Annotated in this window: 24 protein-coding genes; all 24 read left to right on the top strand. The window is 68.1% G+C overall.

The window, feature by feature from the left end:
* Positions 1 to 178 precede the first annotated feature (178 nt).
* The 24 genes from rpsL to rpsE all read left to right on the top strand — a co-directional run bounded on the left by rpsL (position 179) and on the right by rpsE (position 14876).
* The gene (rpsL, locus tag POD19_RS06085) at positions 179 to 553 is read left to right on the top strand and encodes a 30S ribosomal protein S12 (RefSeq protein ID WP_002854787.1); all 375 of its coding nucleotides are present in this window, start codon (positions 179 to 181) and stop codon (positions 551 to 553) included.
* A complete protein-coding gene (rpsG, locus tag POD19_RS06090; RefSeq protein ID WP_010080379.1) occupies positions 553 to 1023 on the top strand; it encodes a 30S ribosomal protein S7 in 471 nt (156 codons plus the stop codon). Before rpsL ends, rpsG begins: the two co-directional genes overlap by 1 nt.
* A 118-nt stretch (positions 1024 to 1141) precedes the next feature.
* Positions 1142 to 3256, top strand: coding sequence for an elongation factor G (gene fusA / locus POD19_RS06095; RefSeq protein ID WP_036317752.1), 2115 nt, complete (start codon positions 1142 to 1144; stop codon positions 3254 to 3256).
* A 281-nt stretch (positions 3257 to 3537) separates the two neighbouring features.
* Entirely contained in the window at positions 3538 to 4728 is a 1191-nt protein-coding gene (gene tuf / locus POD19_RS06100) for an elongation factor Tu (RefSeq protein ID WP_036317754.1), read from the top strand.
* A gap of 128 nt (positions 4729 to 4856) precedes the next feature.
* Entirely contained in the window at positions 4857 to 4997 is a 141-nt protein-coding gene (locus POD19_RS06105; RefSeq protein WP_162833779.1) for a hypothetical protein, read from the top strand.
* Positions 4994 to 5461, top strand: a complete 468-nt coding sequence (locus tag POD19_RS06110) for a DUF3817 domain-containing protein (protein ID WP_036317755.1) — start codon at positions 4994 to 4996, stop codon at positions 5459 to 5461. The genes POD19_RS06105 and POD19_RS06110 overlap by 4 nt, the downstream gene beginning before the upstream one ends.
* 325 nt (positions 5462 to 5786) lie before the next feature.
* Entirely contained in the window at positions 5787 to 6095 is a 309-nt protein-coding gene (rpsJ, locus tag POD19_RS06115) for a 30S ribosomal protein S10 (protein ID WP_002857463.1), read from the top strand.
* Positions 6096 to 6115: 20 nt separating this feature from the next.
* On the top strand, positions 6116 to 6766 hold the full coding sequence (gene rplC, locus POD19_RS06120) for a 50S ribosomal protein L3 (protein ID WP_036317759.1): 651 nt from the start codon (positions 6116 to 6118) through the stop codon (positions 6764 to 6766).
* 4 nt (positions 6767 to 6770) lie between these two features.
* On the top strand, positions 6771 to 7406 hold the full coding sequence (rplD, locus tag POD19_RS06125) for a 50S ribosomal protein L4 (protein ID WP_041103272.1): 636 nt from the start codon (positions 6771 to 6773) through the stop codon (positions 7404 to 7406).
* Entirely contained in the window at positions 7403 to 7708 is a 306-nt protein-coding gene (gene rplW, locus POD19_RS06130) for a 50S ribosomal protein L23 (protein ID WP_002857471.1), read from the top strand. The genes rplD and rplW overlap by 4 nt, the downstream gene beginning before the upstream one ends.
* A 37-nt stretch (positions 7709 to 7745) precedes the next feature.
* Complete coding sequence (gene rplB / locus POD19_RS06135; RefSeq protein ID WP_010080386.1) at positions 7746 to 8585, top strand: 50S ribosomal protein L2; 840 nt, start codon at positions 7746 to 7748, stop codon at positions 8583 to 8585.
* A 15-nt stretch (positions 8586 to 8600) separates the two neighbouring features.
* Positions 8601 to 8882, top strand: a complete 282-nt coding sequence (gene rpsS, locus POD19_RS06140; RefSeq protein WP_002857475.1) for a 30S ribosomal protein S19 — start codon at positions 8601 to 8603, stop codon at positions 8880 to 8882.
* A gap of 51 nt (positions 8883 to 8933) precedes the next feature.
* A complete protein-coding gene (gene rplV, locus POD19_RS06145) occupies positions 8934 to 9299 on the top strand; it encodes a 50S ribosomal protein L22 (RefSeq protein WP_017487837.1) in 366 nt (121 codons plus the stop codon).
* A gap of 2 nt (positions 9300 to 9301) precedes the next feature.
* Positions 9302 to 10120 carry a 30S ribosomal protein S3 gene (gene rpsC, locus POD19_RS06150; protein WP_002857479.1) on the top strand — a complete coding sequence of 273 codons (819 nt, stop codon included), beginning with the start codon at positions 9302 to 9304 and terminating at the stop codon, positions 10118 to 10120.
* On the top strand, positions 10120 to 10536 hold the full coding sequence (rplP, locus tag POD19_RS06155; RefSeq protein WP_036317764.1) for a 50S ribosomal protein L16: 417 nt from the start codon (positions 10120 to 10122) through the stop codon (positions 10534 to 10536). The genes rpsC and rplP overlap by 1 nt, the downstream gene beginning before the upstream one ends.
* Before the next feature lie 4 nt (positions 10537 to 10540).
* Positions 10541 to 10810 carry a 50S ribosomal protein L29 gene (gene rpmC / locus POD19_RS06160; RefSeq protein WP_036317766.1) on the top strand — a complete coding sequence of 90 codons (270 nt, stop codon included), beginning with the start codon at positions 10541 to 10543 and terminating at the stop codon, positions 10808 to 10810.
* Positions 10807 to 11088 carry a 30S ribosomal protein S17 gene (gene rpsQ / locus POD19_RS06165; RefSeq protein ID WP_036317768.1) on the top strand — a complete coding sequence of 94 codons (282 nt, stop codon included), beginning with the start codon at positions 10807 to 10809 and terminating at the stop codon, positions 11086 to 11088. Before rpmC ends, rpsQ begins: the two co-directional genes overlap by 4 nt.
* A 342-nt stretch (positions 11089 to 11430) precedes the next feature.
* Positions 11431 to 11799 carry a 50S ribosomal protein L14 gene (gene rplN, locus POD19_RS06170; protein ID WP_002857487.1) on the top strand — a complete coding sequence of 123 codons (369 nt, stop codon included), beginning with the start codon at positions 11431 to 11433 and terminating at the stop codon, positions 11797 to 11799.
* A gap of 4 nt (positions 11800 to 11803) precedes the next feature.
* Positions 11804 to 12145, top strand: a complete 342-nt coding sequence (rplX, locus tag POD19_RS06175) for a 50S ribosomal protein L24 (RefSeq protein WP_036317770.1) — start codon at positions 11804 to 11806, stop codon at positions 12143 to 12145.
* Positions 12145 to 12720 (top strand): 50S ribosomal protein L5, encoded by a 576-nt coding sequence (gene rplE / locus POD19_RS06180; protein WP_036317773.1) that lies wholly within the window; start codon positions 12145 to 12147, stop codon positions 12718 to 12720. The genes rplX and rplE overlap by 1 nt, the downstream gene beginning before the upstream one ends.
* Positions 12721 to 12793: 73 nt before the next feature.
* Positions 12794 to 13192: a 30S ribosomal protein S8 gene (gene rpsH, locus POD19_RS06185; protein ID WP_002857494.1), complete on the top strand. Its 399-nt coding sequence runs from the start codon at positions 12794 to 12796 to the stop codon at positions 13190 to 13192.
* Between the two features lie 30 nt (positions 13193 to 13222).
* Complete coding sequence (rplF, locus tag POD19_RS06190; protein ID WP_036381545.1) at positions 13223 to 13756, top strand: 50S ribosomal protein L6; 534 nt, start codon at positions 13223 to 13225, stop codon at positions 13754 to 13756.
* On the top strand, positions 13756 to 14130 hold the full coding sequence (gene rplR / locus POD19_RS06195; RefSeq protein WP_002857498.1) for a 50S ribosomal protein L18: 375 nt from the start codon (positions 13756 to 13758) through the stop codon (positions 14128 to 14130). The genes rplF and rplR overlap by 1 nt, the downstream gene beginning before the upstream one ends.
* The gene (gene rpsE / locus POD19_RS06200; protein WP_002857500.1) at positions 14127 to 14876 is read left to right on the top strand and encodes a 30S ribosomal protein S5; all 750 of its coding nucleotides are present in this window, start codon (positions 14127 to 14129) and stop codon (positions 14874 to 14876) included. Before rplR ends, rpsE begins: the two co-directional genes overlap by 4 nt.
* Position 14877 lies beyond the last annotated feature (1 nt).

The following is a 14877-nucleotide window of genomic DNA, read 5'->3' on the forward strand; positions in this document are numbered from 1 at the left end:
TTGGACGCTGTCCGGGTCGCGGGGTCATTGCGCGGCAGATGCCACACTTTTGCACGCCTGCGGACGTCTGCTCGTTGCGAGCCCCCACAGGGAGAGGCAGAGCAGAGGAACGAGCAGCCGGCGCCCCGGGCGCCGGTCGATCACGTCAGCGATCACCGAAACACAGGAAGGCTGAAGAGTGCCTACGATTCAGCAGCTGGTCCGCAAGGGCCGCTCACCCAAGGTCGTCAATACGAAGGCCCCTGCCCTGCAGGGGAACCCCATGCGTCGTGGCGTGTGCACCCGTGTGTACACCACCACGCCCAAGAAGCCGAACTCGGCGCTGCGCAAGGTCGCCCGTGTGCGCCTGAACGGCGGCATCGAGGTCACCGCCTACATCCCCGGCGAGGGCCACAACCTGCAGGAGCACTCGATCGTGCTCGTCCGCGGCGGTCGTGTGAAGGACCTGCCCGGCGTGCGCTACAAGATCGTGCGCGGCGCCCTCGACACCCAGGGCGTGAAGAACCGCGGCCAGGCCCGCTCCCGCTACGGCGCCAAGAAGGAGAAGAAGTAATGCCTCGTAAGGGTCCTGCGCCGAAGCGCCCCCTCGTCGTCGATCCCGTCTACGGCTCCCCGCTGGTCACGCAGCTGATCAACAAGGTGCTCGTCGACGGCAAGAAGTCCACCGCCGAGCGCATCGTGTACGGCGCGCTCGAGGGCGCCCGTGCCAAGAACGGCGCCGATCCCGTGGCCACCCTCAAGAAGGCCATGGACAACATCAAGCCGGCCCTCGAGGTGCGCTCCCGCCGCGTCGGCGGCGCCACCTACCAGGTGCCCGTCGAGGTCAAGCCGGGCCGCTCCACGGCCCTGGCCCTGCGCTGGCTGGTCGGCTTCTCCAAGGCCCGCCGTGAGAAGACCATGACCGAGCGCCTGATGAACGAGATCCTGGACGCCTCGAACGGCCTGGGCGGCGCCGTGAAGCGTCGCGAGGACACCCACAAGATGGCCGAGGCCAACAAGGCCTTCGCCCACTACCGCTGGTGATCCGTGTGGCCCGGGGCGCGCGATCCGCGCCTCGGGCCGCAGGTGCGTCCTCTCGGACGGGCCACCCACCGCATCCACCTCACGAGCCCCCCCATTCCACCCGACCAAGGGAGACACCGTGGCACAGGACGTGCTGACCGACCTGCACAAGGTCCGCAACATCGGCATCATGGCCCACATCGATGCCGGCAAGACCACCACCACCGAGCGCATCCTGTTCTACACGGGTGTCAACCACAAGCTGGGCGAGACCCACGACGGCGGCGCGACGACGGACTGGATGGAGCAGGAGAAGGAGCGCGGCATCACCATCACCTCCGCCGCGGTGACCTGCTTCTGGAACGACCACCAGATCAACATCATCGACACCCCCGGCCACGTGGACTTCACGGTCGAGGTGGAGCGCTCGCTGCGCGTGCTCGACGGCGCCGTCGCCGTGTTCGACGGCAAGGAGGGCGTGGAGCCCCAGTCGGAGACCGTGTGGCGCCAGGCGGACAAGTACAACGTCCCGCGCATCTGCTTCGTCAACAAGATGGACAAGCTGGGTGCGGACTTCTACTTCACCGTCGACACCATCGTGAAGCGCCTCGGCGCGCGTCCGCTCGTGATGCAGCTGCCGATCGGCGCCGAGAACGACTTCGTGGGCGTCGTCGACCTGCTCTCCATGAAGGCCTTCGTGTGGCCGGGCGACGCCAAGGGCGACGTCACCATGGGCGCCTCCTATGAGACTCGCGAGATCCCCGCCGAGCTCCAGGAGAAGGCCGAGGAGTACCGCAACGAGCTCGTCGAGGCCGTCGCCGAGACCTCCGAGGAGCTCATGGAGAAGTACCTCGAGGGCGAGGAGCTCACCGTCGAGGAGATCCAGGCCGGCGTGCGCCAGCTGACCGTGAACGCCGAGGCCTACCCGGTGTTCTGCGGCTCCGCGTTCAAGAACCGTGGCGTGCAGCCGATGCTGGACGCCGTGGTCGCCTACCTGCCGAACCCGCTGGACGCCGGCTCCGTCAAGGGCCACGCCGTGAACGACGAGGAGGAGGTGCTGGAGCGCGAGGCGTCGAAGGAGGCCCCGTTCTCGGCGCTCGCCTTCAAGATCGCCACGCACCCCTTCTTCGGCACGCTGACCTTCATCCGCGTGTACTCCGGCCGCCTGGAGTCCGGTGCGCAGATCCTCAACGCCACCAAGGGCAAGAAGGAGCGCATCGGCAAGCTGTTCCAGATGCACGCCAACAAGGAGAACCCGGTGGACGAGGTGGTCGCCGGCCACATCTACGCCGTGATCGGCCTCAAGGACACCACCACGGGCGACACCCTGTGCGATCCCGCGAACCCGATCATCCTCGAGTCGATAACCTTCCCGGAGCCCGTGATCTCCGTGGCCATCGAGCCGAAGACCAAGGGTGACCAGGAGAAGCTCTCCACCGCCATCCAGAAGCTCGTCGCCGAGGACCCCACGTTCCGCGTGAACCTCAACGAGGAGACCGGCCAGACCGAGATCGGCGGCATGGGCGAGCTCCACCTGGACGTGTTCGTGGACCGTATGAAGCGCGAGTTCAAGGTCGAGGCCAACGTGGGCAAGCCCCAGGTCGCGTACCGCGAGACCATCAAGCGCAAGGTCGACAAGGTCGACTACACGCACAAGAAGCAGACCGGCGGCTCCGGCCAGTTCGCCAAGGTGCAGCTGTCCTTCGAGCCCCTGGACACCGCCGAGGGCGAGGTCTACGAGTTCGAGAACGCCGTCACCGGCGGTCGCGTGCCCCGCGAGTACATCCCCTCGGTGGACGCGGGCATCCAGGACGCCATGCAGTTCGGCGTGCTGGCCGGCTACCCGATGGTCGGCGTGAAGGCCACCCTGCTCGACGGCGCGTACCACGACGTCGACTCCTCGGAGATGGCGTTCAAGATCGCCGGCTCCCAGGCCTTCAAGGAGGGTGTCCGCAAGGCCAACCCGATCATCCTCGAGCCGCTGATGGCCGTGGAGGTCCGCACCCCCGAGGAGTTCATGGGCGACGTCATCGGCGACCTGAACTCCCGCCGCGGCCAGATCCAGTCCATGGAGGACGCCACCGGCGTGAAGGTGGTCAACGCCCTCGTGCCGCTGTCGGAGATGTTCGGCTACATCGGCGACCTGCGCTCCAAGACGCAGGGCCGCGCGGTGTACTCGATGACCTTCCACTCCTACGCCGAGGTCCCCAAGGCCGTGGCGGACGAGATCATCCAGAAGTCCCAGGGCGAGTGACCGCAGGTCACCTGCTCTGAACGACCTGCCCCGGGTCGGCCGCCGCAGCCGCGGCCGGCCCGGGGCGACCGGACCGCCCTTCCCGGCGCGGCGGTCCGCGATCAGGACGGGTCAGGTCCGGTCCGCTTCCGGCGGTCCCGACGGCCTGGAACCGGACTGGCCCTCGTGAGGCCGGGATTTCCCCAACCCCGCACCATCCGAGTAGACTCAGTCAAGTTGTCAGCACGTCGCAGGCGGCTGAGCAGTCTTCTTGACGATGAACCAGTTCTTAGGAGGAACTAGTGGCAAAGGCAAAGTTCGAGCGGACGAAGCCGCACGTCAACATCGGCACCATCGGCCACGTTGACCACGGCAAGACCACGCTGACCGCCGCCATCTCGAAGGTCCTGTACGACAAGTACCCGGACCTGAACGAGGCCCGTGACTTCGCGACGATCGACTCCGCCCCCGAGGAGCGTCAGCGCGGCATCACCATCAACATCTCCCACGTGGAGTACCAGACCGAGAAGCGTCACTACGCCCACGTGGACGCCCCCGGTCACGCCGACTACATCAAGAACATGATCACCGGCGCCGCTCAGATGGACGGCGCGATCCTCGTGGTCGCCGCCACCGACGGCCCGATGGCCCAGACCCGTGAGCACGTGCTCCTGGCCCGCCAGGTCGGCGTGCCGGCCCTGCTCGTGGCCCTGAACAAGTCGGACATGGTCGAGGACGAGGAGCTCCTCGAGCTCGTCGAGATGGAGGTCCGCGAGCTGCTGTCCTCCCAGGACTTCGACGGCGACGAGGCCCCGGTCATCCGCACCTCCGGTCTGAAGGCCCTCGAGGGCGACCCCCAGTGGGTCAAGTCCGTCGAGGACCTCATGGAGGCCGTGGACGAGTTCATCCCGGACCCGGTCCGCGACAAGGACAAGCCGTTCCTGATGCCGATCGAGGACGTCTTCACCATCACCGGTCGTGGCACCGTGGTGACCGGTCGCGCCGAGCGCGGCACCCTGAAGATCAACTCCGAGGTCGAGATCGTCGGCATCCGCGACGTGCAGAAGACCACCGTCACCGGCATCGAGATGTTCCACAAGCAGCTCGACGAGGCCTGGGCCGGCGAGAACTGCGGTCTGCTGCTGCGCGGCCTGAAGCGCGACGACGTGGAGCGCGGCCAGGTTGTGGTGGAGCCGGGCTCCATCACCCCGCACACCAACTTCGAGGCGAACGTCTACATCCTGTCCAAGGACGAGGGTGGCCGTCACAACCCGTTCTACTCGAACTACCGCCCGCAGTTCTACTTCCGCACCACCGACGTCACCGGCGTCATCACGCTGCCCGAGGGCACCGAGATGGTCATGCCCGGCGACACCACCGAGATGTCGGTCGAGCTCATCCAGCCGATCGCCATGGAGGAGGGCCTCGGCTTTGCCATCCGCGAGGGTGGCCGCACCGTGGGCTCCGGCCGCGTCACCAAGATCACCAAGTGATCTGACGCATCCCGTCTCGTGGCTCCGTTGAGCCGCTGACGCGCGACGCCCCCGTCTCCGGGTCCCCCGGAGGCGGGGGCGTCGCCGTGTCCGACGACGGCGCGGCGGCGGCGGCTAGGCTGGGGAGCATGCCTGAACTGCTCATCCTCATCGTGGTGCTCGCCGTGGCCGTCGTGGCCGTGCGCTGGGCGCTGCGGACCTTCCGTCCCGAGATCGACCGTGCCCGGCGCATCCGGCGCGCGAACCGCGGCGGGGAGCTGGAGCGATGAGCCTGCCCGGCCCGCGCCGCCTCTTCGCCGTCACGGCGATGGCCGAGATGTTCACCTGGGCCGGTCTGCTGATCGCCATGGGCCTCAAGTACGGCGGAGTCACGGAGCGGGTGGTGCCGATCGCCGGCGGCGTCCACGGCTTCGTGTTCCTCTGCTACCTCGTGGTGACGGTCGCCGTGTGGATCGACGGGCGGTGGCCCGTGGCCCGCGGACTCCTCGGCCTCGGTTCGACGATCGTCCCGTTCATGACGGTCCCGTTCGAGCGGGCCCAGCGGCGGCGCGGCGAGCCGGCGTCGCGGTGGCAGGTCGTGGACCGCGCGCCGGGGGAGCGGGGGCCCCTCGAACGGCTTCTCGTCGTGGTGCTGCGCCATCCGGTGGTCAGCGCGCTCCTGGCGGTCGCCGTGGTCGCCGTCGTCTTCACCCTGCTGCTCAACGCCGGCCCGCCCACCGAGTGGGGCCGCTGAGCCCGGGGGCCGTCGGGCCCGGCCCGCCGATTGGCGGACCGGGCCCGGTTCTGTCTATACTGATTCGGTTGCTCAAGCGCCATTGCGCTGTCGTCGTGTGTCTCGCGGCGGCAGCTCGGCCCAGATGTGACGTCACCACTCCGACCCGCCACAGGCGCGTGCCCTCCCAGGAATGCGACACGCCCGACCGCGTGGACCGGAGTCCGGCGGCGGCGAGGAACCCGGTCCGACCGGATTCGCCCCGCGCGGGTGGAGGACAAGAAGGCGGGCACGATCCGCCGCACAGGGACAGGAACAGCACACCCGACGAGAGAGGCGTGACGCCATGGCGGGACAGAAGATCCGCATCCGGCTGAAGTCGTACGACCACGAGGTCATCGACGTCTCGGCCCGCAAGATCGTTGACACGGTCACGCGCGCAGGCGCGACGGTGGTCGGCCCCGTGCCGCTGCCGACGGAGAAGAACGTGTACTGCGTTATCCGTTCTCCCCACAAGTACAAGGACAGCCGCGAGCATTTCGAGATGCGCACCCACAAGCGGCTCATCGACATCATCGACCCGACCCCGAAGGCCGTCGACTCGCTCATGCGACTGGACCTGCCCGCGGACGTCAACATCGAGATCAAGCTCTGAGAGGGAGGTGCTGAGAGACTATGACCAACACCCAGAACATCAAGGGCCTGCTGGGCACGAAGCTCGGCATGACCCAGGTCTGGGATGAGGACAACAAGCTCATCCCCGTGACCGTGGTCAAGGCAGACCCGAACGTCGTCACCCAGCTGCGCTCCGAGGAGACCGACGGCTACACCGCCGTGCAGATCGCCTACGGCCAGATCGATCCCCGCCGCGTGACCAAGCCCCTGGCCGGTCACTTCGAGAAGGCCGGCGTGACCCCGCGTCGCCACCTCGTCGAGCTGCGCACCGCCGACGCCGCCGAGTACTCGCTCGGCCAGGACGTGACCGTGGAGGTCTTCGAGGCCGGCCAGAAGGTCGACGTCGTGGGCACCACCAAGGGCAAGGGCTTCGCCGGCGCCATGAAGCGCCACGGCTTCGCCGGTGTGGGCGCCTCGCACGGCCAGCACAAGAACCACCGCAAGCCCGGCTCCGTGGGCGGCGCGTCCACCCCCGGCCGCGTGTTCAAGGGCCAGCGCATGCCCGGTCGCATGGGCGCCGTGCGCCAGACCACCATGAACCTGACCCTCCACGGCATCGACGTGGAGAACAACCTCCTGCTGATCAAGGGCGCGGTGCCCGGCTCCAAGGGCCAGGTCGTGCTCGTCCGCAGCGCCGTGAAGGGAGCCTGAGACCATGGCTGAGAACTCCGTGAAGACCGTCCAGGTCGATCTGCCCGCCGAGCTCTTCGACGTGCAGTCCAACGTGCCGCTCATGCACCAGGTCGTCGTCGCCCAGCTCGCCGCCGCCCGTCAGGGCACGCACAAGACGAAGCGCCGCGGCGAGGTGTCCGGTGCCGGTCGCAAGCCGTTCAAGCAGAAGGGCACCGGCCGCGCCCGTCAGGGCTCCATCCGCGCCCCGCACATGACCGGTGGTGGCGTCGTCCACGGCCCGACCCCGCGTGACTACTCGCAGCGCACCCCCAAGAAGATGAAGGCCGCCGCCCTGCGCGGTGCCCTGTCGGACCGCGCCCGCAACGGCCGCGTCCACGTCATCGAGGCCCTCGTGTCCGGGACCACCCCGTCCACCAAGGCCGCCAAGGCGGGCCTCGCGTCCCTGAACACCGGCCGCAAGAACGTGCTGCTGGTGATCGACCGGGCCGACGACGTCGCCGCCCTGTCCGCCCGCAACCTGCCCGCGGTCCACACCCTGTACGCCGACCAGCTGAACACCTACGACGTGCTCGTCTCCGACGACGTCGTGTTCACCCAGGCGGCCTACGAGGCGTACGTGGCCCAGGCTTCCGGCGCCAAGAAGGAGGATGCCCAGTGAGCGGCTCCATCAACAAGGATCCCCGCGACGTGATCATCGCTCCCGTCGTGTCGGAGAAGAGCTACGGTCTGATCGACGAGGGCAAGTACACCTTCCTGGTCGACCCGCGCTCCAACAAGTCCGAGATCAAGCAGGCGGTGGAGCGCATCTTCAACGTCGACGTGGCCTCGGTCAACACCCTGAACCGTTCCGGCAAGCGCCGTCGCACCCGCTTCGGGTGGGGCCAGCGCAAGTCCACCAAGCGTGCCATCGTCACGCTCAAGGACGGGACCATCGACATCTTCGGAGGTCCGCTCGCCTGATCGGCGTGCGGAGACCACTTAATCGAGGAACTGACACATGGCTATCCGTAAGTACAAGCCGACCACCCCGGGCCTGCGTGGCTCGTCCGTGGCCGACTTCGCAGAGATCACCCGGTCCACGCCGGAGAAGTCCCTTCTCCGTCCGCTGCACAAGACCGGCGGCCGCAACAACACCGGTCGCATCACCACCCGTCACAAGGGCGGCGGCCACAAGCGCCAGTACCGCCTGGTCGACTTCCGTCGCCACGACAAGGACGGCGTGCCCGCCACCGTGGCGCACATCGAGTACGACCCGAACCGCACCGCCCGCATCGCGCTGCTGCACTACGCGGACGGCGCCAAGCGCTACATCCTGGCCCCGGCCAAGCTGAAGCAGGGCGACGTGGTCGAGGCCGGCCCGAACGCCGACATCAAGCCCGGCAACAACCTGCCGATGCGCAACATCCCCGTGGGCACCACCATCCACGCGGTGGAGCTGCGCCCCGGCGGCGGCGCCAAGATGGCCCGCTCCGCCGGCGCGTCCGTGCAGCTGGTCGCCCGCGAGGGCAAGTACGCCCAGCTGCGCCTGCCCTCCGGTGAGATCCGCAACGTCGACGTGCGCTGCCGCGCCACGATCGGCGAGGTCGGCAACGCCGAGCAGTCGAACATCAACTGGGGCAAGGCCGGCCGCATGCGCTGGAAGGGCGTCCGCCCGACCGTCCGTGGCGTCGTCATGAACCCGGTCGACCACCCGCACGGCGGTGGCGAGGGCAAGACCTCCGGCGGTCGTCACCCCGTCAACCGGAACGGCAAGCCCGAGGGCCGCACGCGTCGTCCGAACAAGGAAAGCGACAAGCTCATCGTGCGTCGCCGTCGTACCGGCAAGAACAAGCGATAAGGGAGCAGGGAAGACATGCCTCGCAGCCTGAAGAAGGGCCCCTTCGTCGATCAGCACCTCTACCTGAAGGTTCTGGCCGAGAACGAGAAGGGCAGCAAGAACGTCATCAAGACCTGGTCCCGCCGGTCGATGATCATCCCGGACATGCTGGGTCACACCATCGCGGTCCACGACGGACGCAAGCACGTCCCGGTGTTCGTCACCGAGTCCATGGTGGGTCACAAGCTGGGCGAGTTCGCCCCGACCCGGACCTACCGCGGCCACGTGAAGGACGACAAGAAGGGCAAGCGCCGCTGAGCCTGAGGGCACAGCACGCTTGACCTTCTCGAGAATCGAAAGAGAGAAGCAATGGAAGCCAAGGCAATTGCGCGCCACCTGCGCGTGACGCCGATGAAGGCCCGGCGCGTCGTCGACCTGGTCCGTGGCAAGCAGGCCACCGAAGCACTGGCCATCCTGAAGTTCGCCCAGCAGGGCGCTTCGGAGCCGGTGTACAAGCTGGTGGCCTCCGCGGTGGCGAACGCCCGCGTCAAGGCGGACCGCGAGGGCCAGGCCTTCGACGAGGACGCCCTCTACATCACCGAGGCCTTCGTGGACGAGGGCCCGACCATGAAGCGGTTCCAGCCCCGTGCTCAGGGCCGCGCGTACCGCATCAACAAGCGCACGAGCCACGTGACCGTGGTCGTCGCGTCCAAGGACGAGAAGGGTGGGAACTGACAATGGGCCAGAAGATCAACCCCAACGGGTTCCGCCTCGGCATCACCACCGACCACGTCTCGCACTGGTTCGCGGACTCCCACAAGGAGGGCCAGCGCTACGCTGACTTCCTCAAGGAGGACGTCAAGATCCGCGAGCTGATGACCACCGGCATGGAGCGCGCCGGCATCTCCAAGGTGGAGATCGAGCGCACCCGTGACCGCGTGCGCGTGGACATCCACACCGCGCGTCCGGGCATCGTGATCGGCCGCCGCGGCGCCGAGGCCGACCGCATCCGCGGTGAGCTCGAGAAGCTCACCGGCAAGCAGATCCAGCTGAACATCCTCGAGGTCAAGAACCCCGAGACCGATGCCCAGCTGGTGGCGCAGGGTGTGGCCGAGCAGCTCGCCTCGCGCGTGGCGTTCCGCCGCGCGATGAAGAAGGCGATCCAGTCCGCCATGCGCGCCGGCGCGCAGGGCATCCGCATCCAGTGCTCCGGCCGCCTCGGCGGCGCCGAGATGAGCCGCTCGGAGTTCTACCGCGAGGGTCGCGTGCCGCTGCACACCCTCCGCGCGAACATCGACTTCGGCAAGTTCGAGGCCAAGACCACCTTCGGCCGCATCGGCGTGAAGGTCTGGATCTACAAGGGCGACCTGACCGCCAAGGAGCTCGCGGCCAAGGAGGCCGCGCAGCCCTCCGGCCGTGGCCGTGGCGGCGAGCGCCGCGGCGGCGGTGAGCGTCGTCGTCGCAACGATCGCGCCGAGCGTGCTCCCCGCCAGGAGAACGCCGGCGCCGGCGCCGAGACCCCGGCCGCCGCTCCCGCTGAAGGAGGCAACGCCTGATGCTGATCCCCCGTCGCGTCAAGCACCGCAAGCAGCACCACCCCAAGCGTTCCGGCGCCGCCAAGGGCGGCACCACCGTGACGTTCGGCGAGTGGGGCATCCAGGCGCTCACGCCGGCCTATGTGACCAACCGTCAGATCGAGGCCGCCCGTATCGCCATGACCCGCTACATCAAGCGTGGCGGCAAGGTCTGGATCAACATCTACCCGGACCGTCCGCTCACCAAGAAGCCCGCCGAGACCCGCATGGGCTCCGGCAAGGGCTCGCCGGAGTGGTGGGTCGCCAACGTCAAGCCCGGACGCGTGCTCTTCGAGCTGTCGGGTGTCACGGAGGACGTCGCCCGCGAGGCGCTCCGCCTGGCCATCCACAAGCTGCCGCTGAAGGCCCGTATCATCCGTCGAGAGGGTGGTGAGTGATCCCATGGCGATCGGCACCAAGGATCTGAACGTCGAGTCCCTGGACGGGATGGACAACGCCCGCCTGCTGGAGGCCCTGAAGTCCTCCAAGGAGGAGCTGTTCAACCTGCGCTTCCAGGCCGCCACCGGTCAGCTGGACAACGCCAGCCGGCTGAAGGCCGTCAAGCGTGACATCGCGCGCATCTACACGATCCTGCGCGAGCGCGAGCTGGGCATCCGCGGCGATGTCGCCGCCGAGGCGCAGGCCGAGAAGAACGAGGAGGCTGCCAAGTGACCGAGCAGACCCCGGCCGTCTCCGAGGAGCGCGGCTACCGCAAGGCCCTCCGTGGCATCGTCGTCTCCGACAAGATGGACAAGACCATCGTCGTCGAGGTCGAGGACCGCAAGAAGCACTCGCTCTACGGCAAGGTGCTGAAGACCTCGAAGCGCGTGAAGGCGCACGACGAGGACAACACCGCCGGCGTGGGCGACCGCGTCCGCCTCGCCGAGACCCGCCCGCTGTCCGCCTCCAAGCGGTGGCGTCTGGTGGAGATCGTCGAGCGCGCCAAGTGATCGACCCGGCCCCCTGAGGGCCGGCGACGCAGAGGGCCGCCCCGTGCACTGGCACGGGGCGGCCTTGTGCGTTAGACTCTGATATTCGTGCGCCCTCTCGTTGGCAGGACCATCCATCCTGTGTGCCGAGGGCCGCGCACGCCGATCCCGGATCCGCCTCGGCCCTGCCCTGCGCGCCCCTCCGCTCTCGACCTCCCCGACGCTGTCTGAACACGCGTCGCCGGGGGACGACGGCGGGCGGCCCGCCTCGGGGGAGGGGTAAGCGTCCCGGGATGCCCGTTCAACCGTTCCGCAAGGCTCGCCCATCGTGGGGGAGAACCGGCGCGACGCTAGGAGAGACAAGTGATCCAGCAGGAGTCGCGGCTCAAGGTCGCCGACAACACCGGTGCGAAGGAAATCCTGACCATCCGTGTTCTCGGCGGTTCCGGACGCCGCTACGCAGGCATCGGCGACACCATCGTCGCCACCGTGAAGGACGCCATCCCCGGCGGCAACGTCAAGAAGGGCGACGTCGTCAAGGCCGTGGTGGTCCGCACCCGCAAGCAGTCCCGCCGTCCCGACGGCTCGTACATCAAGTTCGACGAGAACGCGGCGGTCATCCTGAAGACCGACGGCGAGCCCCGTGGCACGCGCATCTTCGGCCCCGTGGGTCGCGAGCTGCGTGACAAGAAGTTCATGAAGATCGTGTCGCTCGCCCCGGAGGTGATCTGACCTCATGGCCAAGATCAAGAAGGACGACCTCGTCCAGGTCATCAGTGGCAAGGACAAGGGCAAGCAGGGCAAGGTCCTGCGCGTGTTCCCGGCGGATGAGCGCGTGCTCGTCGAGGGCGTGAACCGCGTGACCAAGCACCTGCGCGCCGGCCAGGACAACAACGGTTCCACCGAGGGCGGCCTGCAGGTCGTCGAGGCCCCGATCCACATCTCGAACGTGGCCGTGGTGGACCCGGAGACCAAGAAGCCGACCCGTGTGGGCTACCGCTTCGAGACCGTCGAGAAGGACGGCGTGAGCAAGACCGTGAAGGTCCGCTTCGCCAAGGCCTCGGGGAAGGAGCTGTGATGACCGAGGTGCAGCAGACCGAGAAGGTCACCCCGCGTCTGAAGACCAAGTACCGCGACGAGATCCGCGGCGCCCTGCAGGAGCAGTTCCAGTACGGGAACGTCATGCAGGTGCCGGGTCTCGTGAAGGTCGTCGTCAACATGGGCGTCGGGGAGGCCGCCAAGGACTCCAAGATCATCGACGGCGCGGTCGCCGACCTCACCGCCATCACCGGCCAGAAGCCGATGATCACCAAGGCCCGCAAGTCCATCGCGCAGTTCAAGCTGCGTGAGGGCATGCCCATCGGCACGCACGCCACGCTCCGTGGCGACCGCATGTGGGAGTTCCTGGACCGCCTGGTCACGCTCGCGCTGCCGCGCATCCGTGACTTCCGCGGCCTGTCCGACCGCCAGTTCGACGGCAACGGCAACTACACCTTCGGCCTGTCCGAGCAGACCGTGTTCCACGAAATCGATCAGGACAAGATCGACCGCGTGCGCGGCATGGACATCACCGTGGTGACGACCGCCAAGAACGACGACGAGGGCCGCGCGCTGCTCAAGGCGCTGGGCTTCCCGTTCAAGACCGACCAGTAAGACCTCCACGCCACAGGTCCTCCACCGGTGAACCGGTGGCGGAAACCACGGCGAGAAAGGGCGTGAAGCCCACATGACCATGACCGATCCCGTCGCAGACATGCTGACCCGTCTGCGCAACGCAAACTCGGCCTACCACGACACCGTGTCCATGCCGTCCTCGAAGCTGAAGACTCGCGTCGCCGAGATCCTCAAGGCCGAGGGCTACATCCAGGACTGGCGCGAGGAGGAGGCCGAGGTCGGCAAGAAGCTGACCATCGACCTGAAGTTCGGCCCGCAGCGTGAGCGTGCGATCGCCGGCCTGCGCCGCATCTCCAAGCCGGGCCTGCGCGTGTACGCGAAGTCCACGAACCTGCCCCACGTGCTGGGCGGCCTCGGCATCGCCATCCTGTCCACCTCCTCTGGTCTCCTCACGAACCAGCAGGCCGCCAAGAAGGGCGTGGGCGGAGAAGTCCTCGCCTACGTCTGGTGACGGGCAAGACGGAAGAAAGGCTGAACTGACATGTCTCGAATCGGACGTCTCCCGATCACCATCCCCGCCGGCGTCGATGTGACCATCGACGGCGACCGCGTCTCCGTGAAGGGCCCCAAGGGCCAGCTCGAGCACTCGCTGCCCACGCCCATCACGGCCACCCTCGAGGAGGGGCAGGTCACCGTGGCCCGCCCCGACGACGAGCGTGAGTCCCGCTCCCTGCACGGTCTGACCCGCACCCTCATCAGCAACATGGTCGAGGGCGTGACCAACGGCTTCTCCAAGCAGCTCGAGGTCGTCGGCACCGGCTACCGCGTGCAGGCCAAGGGCCAGGACCTCGAGTTCGCCCTGGGCTACTCCCACCCCGTCCCGGTGAAGGCGCCCCAGGGCATCACCTTCACGGTGGAGGGCAACAAGGTCACCGTCGCCGGTATCGACAAGCAGCAGGTCGGCGAGACCGCCGCCAACATCCGCAAGCTGCGCCGCCCCGACCCGTACAAGGGCAAGGGCGTGCGCTACGCGGGCGAGCAGATCCGCCGCAAGGCCGGAAAGGCAGGTAAGTGATGTCTACTCTGAAGGTGAAGGGCAAGGGCAAGTTCAACGCCCGCACCCGCCGCCACCTCCGGGTGCGCAAGCGGATCTCCGGCACCACCGTCCGTCCCCGCCTCGTCGTCAACCGCTCTGCACGGCACATGTTCGTGCAGGTCGTGGACGACACGCAGAGCCGCACGCTCGCGTACGCCTCCACCATGGAGGCCGACGTGCGTGCGCTCGAGGGCGACAAGACGGCCAAGGCCAAGCGCGTGGGCGAGCTCGTCGCCGAGCGTGCCAAGGCGGCCGGCATCGAGGCCGTGGTCTTCGACCGCGGCGGCAACAAGTACCACGGGCGCGTCGCGGCCGTGGCCGACGGTGCGCGAGAGGGTGGGCTGCAGCTGTGACCGAGAACATCAACCAGAAGGACACTCAGGTGACCGAGAGCACCGAGACCACCGTCTCCGAGACCGGGTCGGGCTCGGCGAGCCAGACCACCGAGCGCGCCACCGGTGGCCGCGGCGGTCGCGACGGCGGCCGCGGTGGCCGTGACGGCGATCGTCGTGGCGGCCGTCGCGACGACCGCAACCGTCGTGGCGCCCAGGACGACGAGAAGGACCAGTTCCTCGAGCGCGTCGTGGGCATCAACCGCGTCTCCAAGGTCGTCAAGGGCGGCCGCCGCTTCTCCTTCACCGCCCTCGTGGTGGTGGGTGACGGCGACGGCACCGTCGGCGTCGGCTACGGCAAGGCGAAGGAGGTCCCCGCCGCGATCCAGAAGGCCGTGGAGGAGGCCAAGAAGTCCTTCTTCCGCGTCCCCCGCGTCGGCTCCACCATCCCGCACCTGGTGCAGGGTGAGGACGCCGCCGGCGTCGTGCTGCTCCGCCCGGCCTCCCCGGGTACCGGCGTGATCGCCGGCGGTCCGGTGCGCGCCGTGCTCGAGTGCGCCGGCATCCACGACGTGCTGTCCAAGTCCATGGGCTCCGTGAACGCGATCAACATCGTGCGCGGCACCGTGGACGCACTCAAGAAGCTGGAAGAGCCCCAGGCCGTCGCCGCCCGCCGCGGCAAGGCCCTGGACGAGATCGCCCCCCATGCGATGCTGCGCACCATGGAGAACGATCGCGCCCAGAAGAGCGCGAAGGCAGGTGCGTGAG

This window comes from Micrococcus sp. GPGPB33 (assembly GCF_037853785.1).
Classification (GTDB): domain Bacteria; phylum Actinomycetota; class Actinomycetes; order Actinomycetales; family Micrococcaceae; genus Micrococcus; species Micrococcus luteus.